This is a genomic window from Proteus sp. GOKU (assembly GCF_015475555.1).
Taxonomy (GTDB): domain Bacteria; phylum Pseudomonadota; class Gammaproteobacteria; order Enterobacterales; family Enterobacteriaceae; genus Proteus; species Proteus mirabilis_B.
In genome coordinates this window covers 864,917-883,826 of sequence record NZ_CP034105.1, presented here as the reverse complement: position 1 = coordinate 883,826, position 18,910 = coordinate 864,917, and the positions used below count along the sequence as shown (strand labels likewise).

Genomic DNA, 18,910 nt, shown 5'->3' with positions numbered 1-18,910 from the left:
ATCATGACACAACAACATTTCGTTGAACTGAAAAATGTAATTAAGCGTTTTGGCTCTAACACGGTAATTGAAGATCTCAGTTTGTCTATTCCACAAGGCAAAATGGTTTCATTATTAGGGCCTTCAGGTTGTGGTAAAACCACCGTATTACGTTTAGTTGCAGGATTAGAAAAACCGACAGAAGGTAAGATTTTTATTGATGGTGAGGATGTTACTGACCGTTCAATCCAGCAACGTGATATTTGTATGGTGTTTCAGTCTTACGCCCTTTTCCCTCATATGTCTTTGGGGGAAAACATTGGCTATGGCTTAAAAATGCTAGGACGTCCTAAAGCTGAAATTAAACAACGTGTTTCTGAAGCTTTAGAGCTGGTGGATTTAGATGGTTTTGAAGACCGTTTTGTTGACCAAATATCTGGCGGGCAACAGCAACGTGTCGCCTTAGCGCGTGCGTTAATTTTAAAACCTAAAGTACTGCTTTTTGATGAACCATTGAGTAACCTTGATGCGAACTTACGTCGTAGTATGAGAGAAAAAATTCGTGAATTACAACAACAGTTTAATATCACCTCTCTTTACGTAACCCATGACCAAAGTGAAGCATTTGCGGTTTCTGATATGGTTTTAGTAATGAATAAAGGGAAGATAATGCAATTAGGCTCACCGCAAAATCTTTATCGCCAACCCGCATCTGAATTTATGGCAAGCTTTATGGGGGATGCCAACTTATTCCCAGCCACATTGGGCACAGATTATGTTGATATCTTCCAATATCGTTTACCAAAACCAGATACGTTTAATACGACTAAAACAGAAGTGAGAGTGGGAGTTAGACCTGAAGCGATCACCTTATCTCAACAAGGCGATGCCTGTCAGCAATGCAAAATTGTCCATGTCGCTTATATGGGACCTCAATATGAAGTCACTGTGGAATGGCAAAATCAAACCTTGCTATTACAAGTCAATGCCACACAGCTTCAACCTAATGTAGGCGATAACTACTATCTGCAAATCCATCCTTATGGCATGTTTATTTTAGAATAAGCATCTTTAGCCTATTTTCTTATTTATCTTCAAGGCGCCATTATGGCGCCTTTTTATCTCTTCTTTTTTACATCCTTTCTTTTATTTTTTTATTATTAAATTACAAAAACTTATAGTGTTTTTATTATTTTAAAAAAATCATCACTTGCTAATGATAATTATATTTACTTACAATATTTACAAAATGTTATGTTATAACATTATAAACAAAGGAGGATGAATGGTATGAAGAAATCTATTTTTAACTACACAACACTTTTTATTTCAATAAGTTACTCTTTATTTGCAAATGCAGCCCCTGCAACAAAGTCAAAAGAAAGTCAGAATAATGAGGTATTAAAGGTCTATTCAACACCTTTACAGACACCACAAGAGAAAATGGCAATCCCCGTTGCCGTTCTGACTCAAGAAGATCTACGCTCTAATCGGAGTGCATCTATTGCAGAAACGTTAACATCCTTACCGGGTTTTCATGCTAGTTTTTTTGGCGGTGGTTCGGTACACCCTGTTATTCGTGGAATGTCAGGAAATAGAGTCAAGGTATTACACAGTGGTAGTGATCTTATGGATGTTTCATCTATTGGCGCAGATCATGCTATCACTAGTGAACCCTTTTTAAGCCAGCGTATTGAAGTATTAAAAGGGCCTGCAACATTACTTTATGGAGGGGGAACAATTGGTGGTGCAATAAATGTTATTGATAGCAAAATACCTATGTCAGTACCTAAAAAAGGTTACGAGGGTGAATTACAGTATCAATACGATTCTGTTTCTAAAGGAAATACAGGATCAGCCGGATTAACATTAGGGCAAGATAATTTAGCGCTACGTATTGAAGGCACTAAACGTTATCAAAGCGATTACAAACAACCAGAATCTTTACATCAAGGAGAGCCTAGCCGTTTAGCCGGTTCTTATCAAGATAACCAATCGGCAAATATCGGTACATCTTGGATCTTCGATGATGGTTATATTGGTATTGGTTATGGCCAGCAACATCGTCGATATGGGTTACCTGGTCATACTCATTTTCACGATCACGATGAAGATCACACTCACTCACCTATTACCCCGCCTTTATCTGGTCATCATCATCACGATCACAATCATGAATACCCTGATGAACAACATGAACATGGTATTCCTTATATTGTTATGGAGAGTAAACGATGGGATCTTCGTGGTGAAAAAAACAATCCATTTGCCGGTATTGAATCTGTACGTTTCAGTGCAGCCAGAACCGATTATCATCATGATGAAAAAGAAGGCCATGAAGTCAGCACCCAATTTAAAAATAAAGGAGATGAATTAAGGTTTTCTTTTACACATCAACCAATTTTAGACTGGCATGGCGTTATTGGTGGGCAATTTAATCAACGTGATTTTAGTGCTGACGGAGAAGAAGCCTATGTTCCCGCAACAAAAACAAAAAATCACTCACTCTTTTTATTAGAAGAATATCAATTAGGTGATTTTCGCTATGAATTAGGATTTCGCCAAGAGTGGCAATCACTGTTAAATAGAGAAACTCAAAAAAACAATAAACAAAGTGCATCTTCTGTTTCTGCCGGATTAGCGTGGAATTTGACACAAGACTATTTTTTAAATCTATCACTATCACACACAAAAAGATTACCCGTTGCAGAAGAGTTATACGCGAATGGTGTTCATGCAGCAAATCGGACTATTGAAAAAGGTGATCCTAATTTAACTGCAGAGACTGCAAATAATATTGATATTGGAATAACGAAAGTAACTGGAGATACTCAATTCAATATTAGTGCCTATTACAACCGTATAAATAATTATATTTATGGCCAATTTACTGGAGCTGAATTAAATAATGGCTATCGTTCATTACAATATGTTCAACATGATGCACAATTTAAAGGTGTAGAAGGAAATATTGATTATTACTATAACCAAGACAGCTTAATTGGTATTTCTGGTGATTATGTCAGAGCAAATTTACTGCATAACAAAGGAAATATACCAAGAATACCAACTTATCGATTAAGTACTTATATTAAACATAGTTTTTCAGAAAACTTAACAGGACAAATCCGTGTTGACCATTTTGGAAAACAGAATAAAACAGCCGAGTATGAAACACCTACGGATGCTTATAACACAGTTAGCTTAGGCAGTGAATATATTGGTTATTTAGATAACACTGATTATACCTTGTATGCCAAGATTAATAATCTCTTTGATGCGAAAGGAAAAGATAGCACTTCTTATATTAAAGATGAAATGTATTTACCAGGTCGTAATATTATCTTAGGCGCTACTCTTACATTCTAATATAAATATCATGAAAAAAAGTAAACTCTCTATTATCTTACTTATGCTTTTGTCATCTCCTTTATATGGAAAAGAGAGTCATGAAGATAAAAGTAAAGAAAAAGAAATCCCAAACGATGTAATAAAAGTTAAAGGTACACTAATAAAAAATAAAGAGACCTTCTCTTCTTTACTACTTAATAATCGAGAAGAAATAAAAGGAAAACAACTTGATCAAATAAAAACGAATACTATTGGTAATACCGTTGCAAAAGTTGCTGGAGTACAAACTGAAGGTTTTGGCCCTAATGCTGCAAGACCAGTTATCCGAAGTTTATCAGGAAACCGTGTCGGCATTTTAGTCAATAATCTACCAATTAATGATATTTCATTTATTAGTGGAAATATGCCTATACCCATTGATATGAATAGAATTAATGAAATATCGATCAGTAAAAATTCTGAAGCCCTCTTTTATGGTGGTGGCACAAGCGGTGGTGCTATTCATTTATGGGATGACAGAATAATGACACAGTTACCAGAAAAAGCGATTTCAGGTACGGTGACATTTAATGGCAGCACTAATAACGGTAATGGTGGCTCTGCAAATATTAAATTCAGTGATGAACAAAATTGGATTTTTAATCTTTCTGGTGCATCAAAGCGTGTCTCTAGATATAAAATTCCAACACATTCTAAAGCGGGGGCTTGTTACAGCTTTCAGCAACTCAAAGAACACTTTGCATTACGAGATCAATGCCAAGTGGATATGAAAGTTTTTACCAGTCGTAATCCTGAAGCTTATCCTTATATTAGTGAATTTTGGAAAAAATATAAGATTGAATATGAGTTAAGTGAAGACGATAAATATACCTTTAAAGATAAAGATTATTTTTCAGGTATTGGCTATGTAGATAACGAAGCTAATTCACAATATAAACCCGGAAGTCCTACATCTATTGAACATGTTACTCCCCCTAAACATTATGTTGAAAATAATAATAAAGAGATCCCAAATAGTTTCCTAAAAAGCCAAAGTGGTAATGCATCTCTTTCTTATATTCGGGATGAAGGCTATATAGGTTTATCTGTTACTGACTTTCAGACGTCTTACGGTGTACCGGGATATGCTTATCTCACCACAAAAACCAGCCGAGAAATGTATAAACCTGTTTCGGTTTCAAACCATAATCGGCGGATAGATATACAAGGAAAACATGAACACTTAACGCCTTTTTTAAGGGACAGTGCTTTTTATTACTCTTATTCTGAATCTAAAGACGAAGAATTAGTGGGTCAAATCGCATCATCAGTCTTTGAGACTAAAAATCACCAATTAGCATTGGAAACTGCGCATGTGCCACTTTTCAATCGATTGAATGGCGCTATTGGCGTTAATGGTAATTATCGTGATCTAAAAACCTCTGGTTATGATGCTTATTTACCGAATGTATTAACCAAAGAATACGGCATATATTGGGTTGAATCTCTAACTTTATCTCCTTTTGAAATCACCGCGGGATACCGTAAAGGTCATACTCAGCACCATCTTAATATTCCAGATAATTATAATAGCGGTAGAGGACAAGGTTCGAATTTACAAAACCGTGATTTTGATACGAGTGCAAATACATTAGCATTATCTTTTACACCGATTGATGAATGGACATTAAAGCTACAACAGAATATTTCTTATCGAGCACCAGAAATTAATGAGCTTTATACACATGGACCTCATTATGCTTATCTGATTGAAGAACAAGGTAATAGTCAATTTAATACAGAGAAAAGTAAAAGTATTGAATTATCATCTGTTATTGAGATTGGTAATTTCTCTAATAAACTTAATTTATATAAAACTGACTACAGTGATTTTAAATTTAGGCGATTAACGGGTGTCAGCCGTGGTGGTGTTACCGTTATGGAATGGGATGAAACTGATCTCGAAACTAAAGGGCTAGAATACGAATTTAAATATTTATATGAAATACCTCACGAGCATAATCTTACATTTACACTATTCGGTGATTTTGTCGAAAATAAGAGTAAAAGAAAGCTGTTTATTGCCGGTAATTACTTACCAAACTTACCTAATGAAAAACATGGTATTAGTATTAATTATCAACATGATGAATTAACAGCATTTAGTAGCGCAACTTACTATAAAAAACAGAAAGAGAGTGGTGGATTAATGTATGGTGGAGATATTACTTTTCCTTCCTATACTTTAGTCGATGCAGGTATTGGTAAAAAATATCACCTTGATAATCTAGATGTTTCGGTTGATTTTATTATTAATAATCTCACCAATACTGAAGCAAGGCCCGCATCTTCTCAATTAAAATACTTAGCCCCATTACCGGGTCGAAATTATGGGGTAAATGTCAAAATTGATTTTTAATCTATACAGATCCAACAAGAGATAAAGTAAGCGAGGCACCCAATGGGTGCCTCTTTTTTATAATAATACTACGACATTTTCCCCTGGTGTGACATCCTGGTGTGAATGTTTGATGTAACACTTGGTGTAACACATTGCTACGCTATTATTGTTTTAGATACTAATTAGAGATACTTGTACTACTCCCTTTATTTTTTAAGATGCTATCAGAACAAAAGCTGATAGCACCCGTTCTACGCTCTATTTTCCTTGAGCGAGATATTTTTGCATTTCATCCGCAGGAACCATACCACCGCCAGTCGCCCATACTAAATGCGTTGCATTTTGCATTTTCTGACTGTCTAGTGATAAACCTTGCAGATAATCTTTAGCTTGAGTGACATGAACAGCACCTGTCATTCCTGCTAAAGCCGAAGGTTCTAACTTAATCCCTTCTTCTTTATTTAATAAACTGAGTAAGTCATAAAGCTCTTGGTCATCAATAGTGTAATAACCATCAATTAAGCGCTCCATTGCACGACCTACAAAGCCTGATGCACGACCAACGGCAAGACCATCAGCGGCAGTGACGTTATCAATACCAATTTCTTGTACTGAGATGCCTTCATGTAATTGGGTATAAACGCCCAATAACATACAAGGTGAGTGCGTTGGCTCTGCAAATAAGCAGTGTACTGCGTCACCAAATGCCAGTTTTAGTCCAAAAGCAACACCACCAGGACCACCACCAACACCACAAGGCAGATAAACAAACAGAGGATGTTCACTATCAACACGAACACCTTGTTCTTCAAATTGGTGTTTTAAACGTAATCCCGCTACCGCATAACCCAAGAATAATGTTTTTGAGTTTTCATCATCGATAAAGAAACAGTTAGGATCTTTCTCTGCTTCTTTACGACCTTCTTCTACTGCGATACTGTAATCTTGTTCATATTCAACAACATTCACGCCATGTGAGCGTAATTTATCTTTCTTCCACTGACGTGCATCAGCAGACATATGAACACTCACGCTAAAACCTAATTTCGCACTCATGATCCCAATAGACATACCTAAGTTGCCTGTTGAACCTACCGCGATACTATATTGGCTAAAGAATTCACGGAATTTATCAGAAAATAATTTTTCATAATTATCATCTGTATTTAATAATCCCGCGTTAATCGCCAATTTCTCAGCATGAGTCAGTACTTCATAAATTCCACCACGTGCTTTAATTGAACCTGAAATAGGCAGATGACTGTCCTTTTTCAAACGCAATTGACCGCTAATAGAGGTGTTATAACGCTTTTCAAGAGCAACTTTCATCTTAGGAATATCAATCACTTCTGATTCGATGATCCCTTTAGTAACCGCTGTTTCTGGAAATGCTTTAGCTAAATAAGGTGCAAAACGTTGTAACCGTGCTTGTGCGTCAATTACGTCATCTTGTGTTAAACCAACATATGGAAGTCCCTGGTCAGTGGTGGTCACTTTTGGGTTAAACCAAACCACTTCTTTTAAGTCCACTAAGTCATTAACTAGTGGAAAATTACTTTTTAATTTATTTATATCTATATGGCTCATAGTCGTTCTCTTTTATATGACAAAAGAAAGCATAAATGTACCGCCTAATGCGACAAAGGAGGCAATAAAGGTCGCGACACTGTAAAAACGAAAAGTTTCACTTAAAGTTGCATTACAATACTGTTTCACTAACCAAAACAGTGAGTCTGTGACGATAGTACAACCAATAGCACCTGAACCAATTGCTAATGTAATAATTTCAGGGCTAATGTCTGGGTATAAAGGCATGAGTGGTGCAACAATTGCAGTAGCGCCCATCATTGCAACAGTTGCAGAACCAACGGCAGCATGAAGGATAATGGCGACTAACCAAGCCAATAAAATTGGATGCATATCTAAGTTAGAAAGAATTAACGCTAAAGATTCACTTAAACCACTACCTTTTAAAATGCCGTTAAAAGCACCACCCGCACCAATAATTAATAAGATGTTGGCAATAGAGCTAAAGCTATCTTCTGTTTTCTTTAATAAAGTATTCATGCCCATATTACGGCGAATACCTAACACATAATAAGCAACAAAGGCAGCAATAAACATCGCAGTAATTGGGTTACCAATAAACTGTAATGCAGTATAAACCGATGTACCTTTCGTCATATTTAATTCTGCTGCCGTTTTTATCAGCATCAGAACAATCGGTAATAAAACAGTAAACAGAGTCGCACCTAATGAAGGTAAATCTTTTTCTTCACGAATTTCCATATCAGAAAATTCTTCAGGTACGGTTTTAAATGGTAAGCGCTCGCCTAATATTTTTAAGAATAAAGGACCACCAACTAAAGATGCGGCTAAGCCCACTGCAAGACCCGCAACAATAACGGTTCCCATATCTGCCCCTAATTCATTAGTCACGAACAGAGCGGCAGGATGAGGAGGAACAATACAGTGAACAGCCATTAATGCTGTACATAATGGGATAGCTAATTTTAATAATGATGTATTTGTTTTTTTCGCAATTGAGAAAGCAAGAGGAATAAGTAATACCACACCCACTTCAACAAAGAGTGTAATACCACAAATAAGACCAACCAATACCATAATAACGTCTGGAGATAACCAACGGCATTTTTGCAATGTAATACCGATGCGTTCTGCGGCACCTGATATTTCCATCATCTTACCAAGAATAGTACCTAGACCGATAATTGCTGCTAAAAATCCTAACGTACCACCAATACCATTTTCAATCGCATTTACCATTTCTAAAGGGTTCATCTTCATTGCAGTACCCACAAAGAAGCTTGCCAATAGTAAGGCTAAAAACGGGTGAAACTTAAGTTTTATTATAGTAAAAACAATGAGCAAGATACTAATTATAAGAGTACCTAGCACCCATAACGTTGAATCCATATATCCATCCCAAATATTTTATTTATTGTTAATCATATTGAATATTAATCATTCGGCACTTACAAATGATGAAAATTTACACTAAGATGAACTCAATTAACTCAAATAAGTGATCTTAACCACAAATAATCACATTTGGATGAGTGGTGGCATGGTATTTCATCTTAACATTACCTTGATTGTTAACTAACGTTACTATCAATAATAAAATGAGAATAAAAGAATGTTTGAATCTTCTAGCGTGATTTTAAGAAATAAACGATTATCCAGTTATCAATTAGCAAGACTTCACACTTTTGAAGCGACAGGTCGTCACCTTTCATTTGCTTTAGCAGCAGAAGAATTGTCATTAACTCCCAGTGCGATTAGCCATCGTATTAATACACTAGAAGAAGAGTTAGGCATTAAGCTATTTAACCGCTTTCATCGCCGAATTGAACTAACAGAAGAAGGTGAACGTATTTATTGGGCACTTAAAAAAACACTAGAAGATATTAACCAAGAGATTTTGGATATTCATAATCAAGAAGTCTCTGGTGTACTTACCGTTTATTCACGTCCTTCCATTGCGCAATGCTGGTTAGTGCCTCGTATTTCAGATTTTACTGAACGTTACCCATCCATTGAATTAAATCTACTCACAGGAAATGATGATATTAACTTTCGAGGTTATGGTATCGACCTCGCAATCTATTTTGATGATAAGCAACTGCAAAATCTTTATTGTGAAGATTTAATTTCAGAATCTATTATTCCTGTATGCAGTCCCGAATACGCGAAAAGACATGAGCTTATCGGCAATATTCATCATCTTTCTAATTGCACTTTGCTACATGATAGACAAGCGTGGAGTAATAACTCTGATTTTGATGAATGGCAAGCTTGGAGTGAATATATGGGGCTTTCACTTTTTCCTAATCGCAGTAACATCTGTTTTGACCGTTCTGATCTTGCTGTTATTGCTGCAGTGAACCACTCAGGGGTGGCAATGGGGAGAAAACGTTTAGTACAGAAACAACTGGCTAATAAAGAATTAATTATTCCTTTTGATAATAGTGAGCTGTTTTGTGCTCAGCGTTACTACCTTGTCACTAGAAATGAAAAAAATAACGCTAAAGTACAGCTTTTCATTCAGTGGCTAAAAAAACAAATCAAGGAAAGTATGTAATTTCTTAAGGAAAATCCGATGAAAGAGATGACCTTTTCAACACAACAAATTATTGCGATTGCAGAATATGCAGGACTAACTGTCAGTAATAAAGAAAATATCACAGAAAATAAACGCTATATCCTAGTTGATTTACTGGATGTAAAAACAGATGAAGGGCTTTATTACGGGGCTGCGGTGCTGGATTTTAGTAACGTTTATCGCAAAGCGCGTATTTTAGAATTTGGCGACGAAGGCTATCAACGTGCCCAAACTCGAGAGAAACAAATTCAAGACTATAAAAATAATCGAAAAGCCCAAGAGCCTGATACTTACCAGCCTTCTATTCATCGATATAGTCACTATACGGATTTTCAAATAAACCTAACCGCTATTTATCGTCGTTATGGTTATGAAATCGAATTTGATGCAGAAACCGAAAAAGTTTGGAGCTCTTTAGATCCCGATGGTGCGTCATTCGATTTACTCAAAAATGCCGATGATGCGCTTTCTTTATTAGAAGATTGTGAAATGACATGCTCTTATCATCAAGAAAACAAAGTATGGTCTGTCACTTCAGTAGAAAAAGACACTGTTGAACATAAATCACTCAACCGTGCTATTGCCGAATGCTTTTTATTAATGACTGATCATTATGCCGATGATTGGCCTAATATTGAAAATATTCTTTATTAAAACAAAAAATCATAAATAAAATCATTAATTATCAAGTCATTATAGTTAATGATTTTAGATTTTATTACTAAGAATAGAATCTAACTCAAACACCGAAAGGCATCATTCTCACGGTAATAGTTAATTTCTTCAACTACCCACTGCAAGTTTTTTTGTTGAGCTTGCTGGGTTTGATAAAATAACGCTAAATCACAAACGACCATCCAGCCTCGTAAATTTTTATCTTCAACAATTTTGGGCATTTCCAGATCTTCATCATCAAGGTAAATCTCATCATCAGGTAATTCTTGAAGATAATCCCAAGGAATATAATAAAAAATCGCCTGATTAGGATCACTATTCCAAGTTGCAATTTCCGTATAAATCCACTCATTAGATTCAAGTGTTGAAAGCGATGCTAATAACTCACTAAGCGTTTCAAATTTTTGTATCATTCTATTTCTCACTAAGTATTCTGGTTATTTTTAAAATAAACCCGCCAATTAGGCGGGTCTATTATTTCTTAATTCTAAACACCTATGATTTTATTTAGTTAAAAAGTGTTTATCTTCAATCACTATTAAAGGCTCAATATCACTCTCTTTTTTAATCACCAAAGTTGGATCTGAACGTAAACAGCAACCACCATAATGCCCGCCAACAGTAAAGGTGCAAACTTGGATATAACGATTTGCCACTTTTGGTAAGCACCATAGTTCTTGGTAAATATTTTCTTGATGATCAAACTGGCCATTGGTTTCATCTAAGATATTCTCTTTATGATCCACTAAACCAATGTTACTACCACAACGTCCCGCAATAGGTTTAATTGCATAACCACGTTGTGCAAGACGAGGAGTCACCGTGAAATCAGTATCTAATAAATAAGGGTTATCAGGGAACAATTGCCATAAAACCGGTAAAATGGCTTTATTACTAGGAATTAGTGTCCAAAGAGGCTCAAAAACTGTAATTTCAGGACGTAAAAGCACATCTACTAAACGTACTTCATCTTCAGGATGTCCTGTACGAATAGGGATCAAAGCTTGTTGTTCACTCTCTTCTCTTAGTTGGTCTAACGCCGTTTCCCAAGCCCATGTTTTCCAGACACATTCAACAACACGTTTGTCTGCATCAATTAATTGACCACGACTATTCCAATGAAGCTCGCCTAATCCACGTAGAATTTTACTGTTATAACCTGCTTGAGTCAGTGATTGTTGCATAAAGAGAGCATGATAATCTTCTTCACTATCATCATCTTGAAGAATATGCACAAAAGGTTTCGCATCACTGTGTTTCCAAGCATCGGCTAATGCATCAAGTAAGCGTTCACCTGGGTTAAAACCGTCTTTAATACCGCCTTTCTGTGCCCATTTTTCAATAATTAAGCCCGCTTCTGTATGGCAAGAGGCAGAGTCAGCATTATATTCATAAACTTTGACACCGCGTTCATCCATGCAAAAATCCAATCGTCCGGTGATCATTTGATGGCGTCTGTTTTGCCATGATAAACGGATACGAGGCCACAACACTTCAGGGATATCGAATAAACGCAGTAACTTATCGTCTTTCAACACTTTTTCTGTTGCATGTAGATACATCAAATGCATTTCATTACTTGCGCGAATAAGCTCCTGCTCTGCACTTTCTGAAATGGTGAAATATTCATAGCTATCTTGATTGATAATGTGACCGTGTTGTGCAAGGACATAGGCTTTTTCTAGAGGTGAGCTTTCATCTAACCACTTGCCATCTAATTGACCTTTATTATCAAGCTGTTCTGCATGAATATTTAACAATTCTGGCGCAATTTTAGGTTGAGGAAGGCTGTAAGCATTTGGCTCTGTTTGGATCATCCAACCTAATAGGGTGGTATTATCAAAGGTATCTTGAATAAAGTAGCCGTTATCCGTCACTTTAAGAGGTAATTCTCTTGTCCATTGTTGCCCTGCGGGTAATCGAGTGTGGATAACATTTTGTTCTGCAATACGAATTTTATCTTCAAGAACTTCAGTAACAACAGCAACATGCCCAGTTACTTTAAACTCACCACCTTCTTGCCAAATCAGCAAAGCACCGACTGCTGGAGGTTGTTTACTACCATTTGCAAAGGCTTGTAATGGCAATATATCGTCATCTATGGTTTTACGTAGAAAACGCAGTGAGAAGATCTCATAAGCCATTCCCACATCAGTAAATACAGCCCCATAATGTAAATAGAGAAAACGGCGAGCGAATTCAACACACTGCCACTTGTGCCCCATATATTCATTACCAATATAACTACGGAATGAATCATTAGCGGCATAGTCTTCTTTATCAATACTGCTGTAATCTGAAGAGTAAATCGCGACACCACCAGGCGCATAACCTAGCAATGTTCCAAATGGTTCATGACGAATGATATCTTTTACATTCATAATCTCGACCTTGACGATAAATAGATAATTACCCTGCAACACTTATAATCTTGCCTAAGTATTATAGTTAACAATCTTAACGCCGTAGCCTATTAGATGTGAATGTAATTTTATAAATTTCAATAAAGTGAGGATAGTTGTTTGAATTTAACACGAGTTTAAGAAAGGAAATCTCGACGATATAAAAAAAAACTCAAAAATAACCCATTATAAAAAAGCATAAAAGGCATTTTCGAGTATAAACACAGTCAAAGAGGGCTTTATCTTTTTTGTTATAGCCTCATTATTTACTCTTTATTAATCATAAATGCGAGCACAAATAACAGATAAAATGGCGTTTGGGCAATATATAGCACTGTTTATCAAAAAATTCTCGATTATCCTGCTAGAAAAAATAAGGATATCAAAATAGTTTAATGAAAATTAATATCATCTTATAACATGACGGGTATAAATAATTCATCCAATTAACCGATAACACATTAGTATGGATTTTACTCATTCAAGTCGGAGTGCTTGTTTATTTTGAAGATCCATCACGGAAACTTGATATTCAATTTATTGGATATTATTGGTGGTTGATAGGAAGAATGAGGTCACTAATGTCAAAGATTTATCCCATTTCTCAAATTATTGGGCATAAAATTCGTAAGCAACGCCAGCAACTTCGCTTGTCAGCAAAGGTTGTCGCTGAACGAGTCGGTATTAGCCAGCAACAATTTTCACGTTATGAGAATGGGCTATGTAAGATTGATGTTGATATGCTCTTTCATATTGCACAAGAGCTAAAAGTCACCCCTGCATTTTTCCTACCGCCAAATGAAGAACAAGTTTCTGCTGTGGCATTGACACAATCCAAACAGTTTTGGAGTGCTCAAAGTCAAATTTAATATTCTTGGTATGGAAATCTTCTGTTTTATCTTCTCATTAAGATAAATAAGATTTCCATATATCATTCTTAATTAGATGATTTCATTGAGCATTATTACCTAGAATTATTAATTCCTTTCATATATTTCTTTTAGAACAACAAATTTTTTTCTTTTATAAAATAGAATGTTAACGCTATTTTCACTGATTTTCCTGCCAACTTAAGCGATATTTTTCGTATAGATTATCTCCTATTTCTAATACAAATTATGCTAACCTTATTAAGAATAATAACAATTATCATTCAATAATAAGGGTTAAACATGAAATATCGCTATACACTCTCTCTCACTGCACTCTCATTTCTTTCTGCATCTGCATTAGCTGTTGAGTATCCAGTTGGTCACCCTATTCTTAAAAATGGTATGGAAATTCAAGGGGTTTACCTCCAACCTATCACCATGGATACTGAAGAAGGTCATCATGCGATGAATCACTTAGCTGCCGATAAAGCAGATATCCATTTAGAAGCAGATATTCATGCCACAGAAGATAATCCGAATGGGTTTGCTGAAGGCGATTGGATCCCCTACCTCACCATTGAATACACCGTAACAAAATCTGATGCACCAGCGAAAAAACAGCAAGGCACATTTATGGCAATGGTTGCCAATGATGGTCCTCATTATGGTGAAAACTTGAAGCTGGACGGAAATGGTCAATATAACGTGACCTATAAGATTTATCCGCCTTCATATAACAAAGATATCGCTTTTGGTCGCCATATCGATAAAGAAACTGGCGTTGCACCTTGGTTTGAACCCTTTGAAGTGTCATGGGATTTCACCTATAGCGGTACAGGCCGTAAAGGTAGTTACTAATTAGCTTGATAACGGATAAATCCAATCATTTGGATTTGTCCTTTTTCTCTTTTTTAAGTGAAACGCTGATGATCAAAACTCTCTCTAAATACACATTATTACTACTCCTAATGGTGACATCCTCTGTTTTTGCAGCAGAGAAATACACTGTTGAATTAGAAATGAAAGATGGCGAACTTATCCCGCAAGTACTTGAAGTACCTGCCAAAACACCGATACGAATAAAAATTCGTAATACAGGTACTAGCCCTGTTGAATTTGAAAGTACACAGCTACGAAAAGAAAAAGTATTAGCGCCGGGCGCAAATTCTGTCGTTGTAATCGCACCACTAAAACCGGGTCGTTACACCTTCTTTGATGATTTTCACCTTTCTCATCCTCAAGGTGAAATTGTTGCAACTGAAAAGGCAGAGTAAATATGGGACAAGTTCTGTTTGTTGTTTGGCGAGAAAGTTTTGAAGCACTATTAGTGGTAGGCATTATTTATGCGTGGATAAAACGTTCACCAACACCACAACAAGGTATGAAATACTTGTGGGGTGGCGTGATATTTGGGCTATTTCTTGCCGTTATTCTAGCCCTGAGTATTTATGGTGTATTTAGCTCGCTAGAAGATATGTGGCAATCTCTATTTATGATCACAATGGAAATCCTCGCCTGTGTGCTTATTGTGCAGATGGTCTATTGGATGAATGGGCAAGGAAAATCATTAAAAGCAAATATAGAAAATGAACTCACCCAAAAAACACAACAACAAAGTGCATGGGGTATTTTACTAATTATTGCCATTGCGATTGCCAGAGAAGGCAGTGAAGTGGTGGTATTCCTCTCTAGCCATATCATGGCTCTCAATACACAAACAGCACTGCCTTTCTTTATTGAAGTCTTTATTGGCTTACTGGTTGCGGCATTCACACTATGGCTATTTTTGCTGACTTCAAAAGTTATTTCATGGCGCTATTTCTTTACCGTAACAGGTTTTTTATTACTATTCCTTGCTGTTTCTCTGTTATTAAAAGCCGTAGAAGAAATTGCAAATCTACTGATTGAAATGGATTTTGAATTACCTGATTTCTTTATTTACCCACTTTGGGATATTAGCCATATTCTTGATGATTCCAGTATCTTTGGTAATTTTCTAGTTTCATTTTTCGCTTATCGTTCTCAACCTATTGGCTTAAGCGTGGTGACATTTATTGTCTATTGGGTGATTGTTGCACTGTTATTTAAGCGAGGTTCACGCCATGCTAAATAATGCAAAATCAAAAAGTAAAAAGATCACCACTTTTCTAGTTATCTTGTTATTTTCTTTTCCTGTTTATGCCGAAAAAATTATTCAGGGCATTATTCAAGATAGTGAAAACATCGTTATTGCCAAAGGGGATATCCCTACTCCCAAAAAATTCGAAACTGATATTTTAAATTATCGAGAAAAAGCGGTTGAACAATTAACGCTAGTTGAAAAATCGCTCGATAAATTAATCGAGAATAGTGAAAAAAATCAGCTTATTAATGCGCAAAATGCTTATCAACAAGCGCATTATCATTATGAGGTTATTCGCCCTATTATCGCCCTTTTTGGGTCAAGTGAACGTTTATTAAATAATCGGGCTGATTTCTTTCTTGAAAGAGAAAACTCACCTCGTTTTTCAGGATTTCATTTAGTTGAATATCAACTGTTTAAATTAAAAGATCTTCAAAAAGCCACAGAGTCGGCAAAAGCCCTTTTAAGAGACATTAGTGACTTAAAAAAACGTGTTGCGATTGAAGATATCCCTATTCCTAAATTGGTTCAATCTGCGGGTGATAGCCTAGAGTTTATTTTGACTGACAAACTCGCTGGTATTGAAAATCAATATTCAAACAGCGATCTGGGTGATAGTTATGCCAATTTATCTGGATCACGCCTAATCGTAGAGATCTTATCGAACCACATTCCAACGGCTGAATATCAATCTCTTATCAAACAATATGACGATATTGGTGCTCTACTTTTAAAATATCAGCGTAATGAAGGTTTATTCCAGCCTTTAACGGCGCTTCCTGAAACAGAAAAAAGTTGGCTTTTTTCTCAAGTGACACAATTAGCAGAGCAAGTAGCGAACTTACGTAGCACGCTCAATATTGATGTCTACTATCACTATAAAGAAGCAAGTGATGAAAAATAAAACTCTCTTTAAATCGCTATCAAAAAATCCTGTTAACCTCAATAAGCGTACAACGTTAAAGTGGCTAGGAGGAAGCTTATTACTCGCCAGTATGGGAGCTAAAGCAATAGAAAAACAAGAAACTTCATCAACTCCGCGTTATCAACGCGCTATTGCTTATTTAGGTCAACATCAAGCGGGCGTTATTACGCCAGAACAAAAACATGCCTCATTTATTGCACTTAATCTGACAGTAACAAGCGCCGAGGATGTAAAAAGAATATTCACAATACTGACACAACGAATTGCATTTTTAACTCAACCCAGAGAACTTCAACAAAGAGCTAATCCACACCTTCCTCCTGCTGAATCGGGTATTTTAGGAACACAATTACACCCCGATGAATTAACCGTCACCGTCGCTTTAGGCGATAGTTTTTTTGATAGTCGTTTTGGTTTTCATGCTAAAAAACCTAAGCGCTTAGAGCCAATGAAACCCTTTCCTAATGACCGACTCGATCCTAAATGGTGTGGTGGTGATGTATTACTGCAACTGTGTGCAAATAGCCAAGAAAGCGTGATTTATGCATTAAGAGATATTCTAAAACACCTGTCTGGTAAGGTTTATGCTGTATGGAAAATTGACGGTTTTCTTCCTGCTCGTGACATCGATAATCGACAGACACCAATTAATCTTTTTGGCTTTAAAGATGGCTCAGGTAACGCGCCTTCCTCTGATAATAGTTTGATGGACTCTCTTGTTTGGATCACTGAGAAACAAAAAGAGCCGCAGTGGTGTTTAGGTGGAAGTTATCAAGCGGTTCGCCTTATTCGTTTTGCTTTGGAATTTTGGGATAGAACGCCTCTAGAAGATCAAGAAAATAACTTTGGTCGTCATCGCTCAACAGGTGCGCCAATAGGTATGAAGCAAGAGATGGACGATCCTCAATTTGAAAAAGATCCTCACGGTGACAGAGTGCTATTTGATTCTCATATGCGACGAGCCGAACCAAGAAATCCAGAGCGTTACAGTGCAAAACTACGCCGACGTAGTTATAGCTACTCGTTAGGATTAACACCTTCAGGTCAACTAGATATGGGGCTGATTTTTATTTCGTTTCAAAATAACCTTAAAAAGGGCTTTATTGATACGCAAAAACGTTTAGACGGTGAACCTTTAGAGCGTTATATCAAACCTTTTGGTGGTGGATATTACTTCGTGTTACCCGGTATATCTCAAGAGGGTGATATTCTGGCAAAAGGGCTATTTGATTAATCAACGCACGATTTTAGGCACTTTGCTTTTTCTGCAAAAGTGCCTAAATAACGCCTTTAGCAAATTAGCGGGAGAAATGTGCCATTTTTGCTTTTAATGCATTGCCCAGTTCCATTTGCCTTTCTGGTTCAATAAATCCCATCGTCAATACTGCCGCCACCATTTCCCCTTTTTTATTAAGTACAGGGCATGAAATAGATTGTGCGCCCGGGATACCTTCTGCTGGTTCATGACGAATAGCAAAACCTTGTTGGCGAATTGTGTTTTGCTGCTTTTGTGATAAATCAGCTTCAATCTTTAAATCACTAAAGGTGGCAAAAACAGCCCCTGCGGCACTGACTTTATGAGGAACAGGAGTATCAGGTAAAAAATCGATATCAACATGTTTGAAGCTACGGTTATAGCGTGTTAAAAACAGCTGATTACCATGAGAAATTACCAATCCCGTAGACATATTATGTTCGTCTCTAAACTCACATAATAACTGATTAATCTCATCCACAAAGGATTGTGGCTTTGGCGTCGCCTGTGCTAAAAAAAGAATTTTACTGCCCAAACAATACTGGCTTCCTTCACTCTCTTGGTACAGCATTTCAGAGCGACAAAGTGAAACTAAATACTTATGTAAGCGACTTTTTGAAAGCGAACAGGCTTTTGCAATATCTGACGATCGGGCAATACCTCCATTCGAAGCAATAAATTCAAGAATGGTAATAGCGATATCAACCGAGTTAACTCCTTGAGAATTCTGCATTTATTTTTCCCACACCTATTCGTTATTTACTTTGTTTTATGACGATATCCCATTATTCTTTTTTTGTCATTTTTACTAGTTTATTTCACT

At 36.5% G+C, this 18,910-nt stretch carries 16 protein-coding genes; 11 read left to right on the top strand and 5 right to left on the bottom strand.

Going from position 1 to position 18,910, the window contains the following annotated elements:
• The first annotated feature begins 3 nt into the window (after positions 1-3).
• From fbpC to EHE21_RS04030, 3 genes are all read left to right on the top strand, one after another.
• Complete coding sequence (gene fbpC / locus EHE21_RS04040; RefSeq protein ID WP_194951912.1) at positions 4-1,044, top strand: ferric ABC transporter ATP-binding protein; 1,041 nt, start codon at positions 4-6, stop codon at positions 1,042-1,044.
• 225 nt (positions 1,045-1,269) lie between these two features.
• Positions 1,270-3,348, top strand: coding sequence for a TonB-dependent receptor domain-containing protein (locus EHE21_RS04035; RefSeq protein ID WP_194951911.1), 2,079 nt, complete (start codon positions 1,270-1,272; stop codon positions 3,346-3,348).
• 10 nt (positions 3,349-3,358) lie between these two features.
• Positions 3,359-5,728: a TonB-dependent receptor domain-containing protein gene (locus EHE21_RS04030; RefSeq protein WP_194951910.1), complete on the top strand. Its 2,370-nt coding sequence runs from the start codon at positions 3,359-3,361 to the stop codon at positions 5,726-5,728.
• Positions 5,729-5,968: 240 nt separating this feature from the next.
• Here EHE21_RS04030 and EHE21_RS04025 read toward each other — a convergent pair whose 3' ends face one another.
• Together EHE21_RS04025 and dsdX are read right to left on the bottom strand one after the other, a co-directional pair.
• Positions 5,969-7,297 carry a D-serine ammonia-lyase gene (locus EHE21_RS04025; protein ID WP_194951909.1) on the bottom strand — a complete coding sequence of 443 codons (1,329 nt, stop codon included), beginning with the start codon at positions 7,295-7,297 and terminating at the stop codon, positions 5,969-5,971.
• A gap of 12 nt (positions 7,298-7,309) precedes the next feature.
• Positions 7,310-8,647, bottom strand: a complete 1,338-nt coding sequence (dsdX, locus tag EHE21_RS04020) for a D-serine transporter DsdX (protein WP_100159298.1) — start codon at positions 8,645-8,647, stop codon at positions 7,310-7,312.
• Between the two features lie 223 nt (positions 8,648-8,870).
• Here dsdX and dsdC point away from each other — a divergent pair, with 223 nt between their 5' ends.
• A complete protein-coding gene (gene dsdC / locus EHE21_RS04015; RefSeq protein WP_194951908.1) occupies positions 8,871-9,815 on the top strand; it encodes a DNA-binding transcriptional regulator DsdC in 945 nt (314 codons plus the stop codon).
• Between the two features lie 18 nt (positions 9,816-9,833).
• Entirely contained in the window at positions 9,834-10,490 is a 657-nt protein-coding gene (locus EHE21_RS04010; protein WP_194951907.1) for a hypothetical protein, read from the top strand.
• An 80-nt stretch (positions 10,491-10,570) separates the two neighbouring features.
• On the opposite strand, the gene EHE21_RS04005 is transcribed toward EHE21_RS04010, so the two are convergent.
• Both EHE21_RS04005 and gss read right to left on the bottom strand, forming a co-directional pair.
• Positions 10,571-10,924, bottom strand: coding sequence for a hypothetical protein (locus EHE21_RS04005; RefSeq protein ID WP_194951906.1), 354 nt, complete (start codon positions 10,922-10,924; stop codon positions 10,571-10,573).
• Positions 10,925-11,014: 90 nt separating this feature from the next.
• A complete protein-coding gene (gss, locus tag EHE21_RS04000; protein ID WP_194951905.1) occupies positions 11,015-12,892 on the bottom strand; it encodes a bifunctional glutathionylspermidine amidase/synthase in 1,878 nt (625 codons plus the stop codon).
• 602 nt (positions 12,893-13,494) lie between these two features.
• Between gss and EHE21_RS03995 the strand changes: the two genes are divergently transcribed.
• The 6 genes from EHE21_RS03995 (at position 13,495) to efeB (ending at position 18,066) form a co-directional block, all read left to right on the top strand.
• Complete coding sequence (locus EHE21_RS03995) at positions 13,495-13,782, top strand: helix-turn-helix domain-containing protein (protein ID WP_072063612.1); 288 nt, start codon at positions 13,495-13,497, stop codon at positions 13,780-13,782.
• Between the two features lie 303 nt (positions 13,783-14,085).
• Positions 14,086-14,643, top strand: a complete 558-nt coding sequence (locus tag EHE21_RS03990; protein ID WP_075673477.1) for an iron transporter — start codon at positions 14,086-14,088, stop codon at positions 14,641-14,643.
• A gap of 68 nt (positions 14,644-14,711) precedes the next feature.
• Positions 14,712-15,059, top strand: coding sequence for a cupredoxin domain-containing protein (locus EHE21_RS03985; protein ID WP_088493623.1), 348 nt, complete (start codon positions 14,712-14,714; stop codon positions 15,057-15,059).
• A 2-nt stretch (positions 15,060-15,061) separates the two neighbouring features.
• On the top strand, positions 15,062-15,898 hold the full coding sequence (locus EHE21_RS03980; protein ID WP_194951904.1) for an FTR1 family iron permease: 837 nt from the start codon (positions 15,062-15,064) through the stop codon (positions 15,896-15,898).
• Positions 15,888-16,811: an EfeM/EfeO family lipoprotein gene (locus EHE21_RS03975; protein ID WP_194951903.1), complete on the top strand. Its 924-nt coding sequence runs from the start codon at positions 15,888-15,890 to the stop codon at positions 16,809-16,811. Before EHE21_RS03980 ends, EHE21_RS03975 begins: the two co-directional genes overlap by 11 nt.
• Entirely contained in the window at positions 16,801-18,066 is a 1,266-nt protein-coding gene (efeB, locus tag EHE21_RS03970; RefSeq protein ID WP_194951902.1) for an iron uptake transporter deferrochelatase/peroxidase subunit, read from the top strand. Before EHE21_RS03975 ends, efeB begins: the two co-directional genes overlap by 11 nt.
• A gap of 64 nt (positions 18,067-18,130) precedes the next feature.
• Here efeB and EHE21_RS03965 read toward each other — a convergent pair whose 3' ends face one another.
• Positions 18,131-18,820 carry an IclR family transcriptional regulator gene (locus tag EHE21_RS03965; RefSeq protein ID WP_194951901.1) on the bottom strand — a complete coding sequence of 230 codons (690 nt, stop codon included), beginning with the start codon at positions 18,818-18,820 and terminating at the stop codon, positions 18,131-18,133.
• Positions 18,821-18,910: the final 90 nt, after the last annotated feature.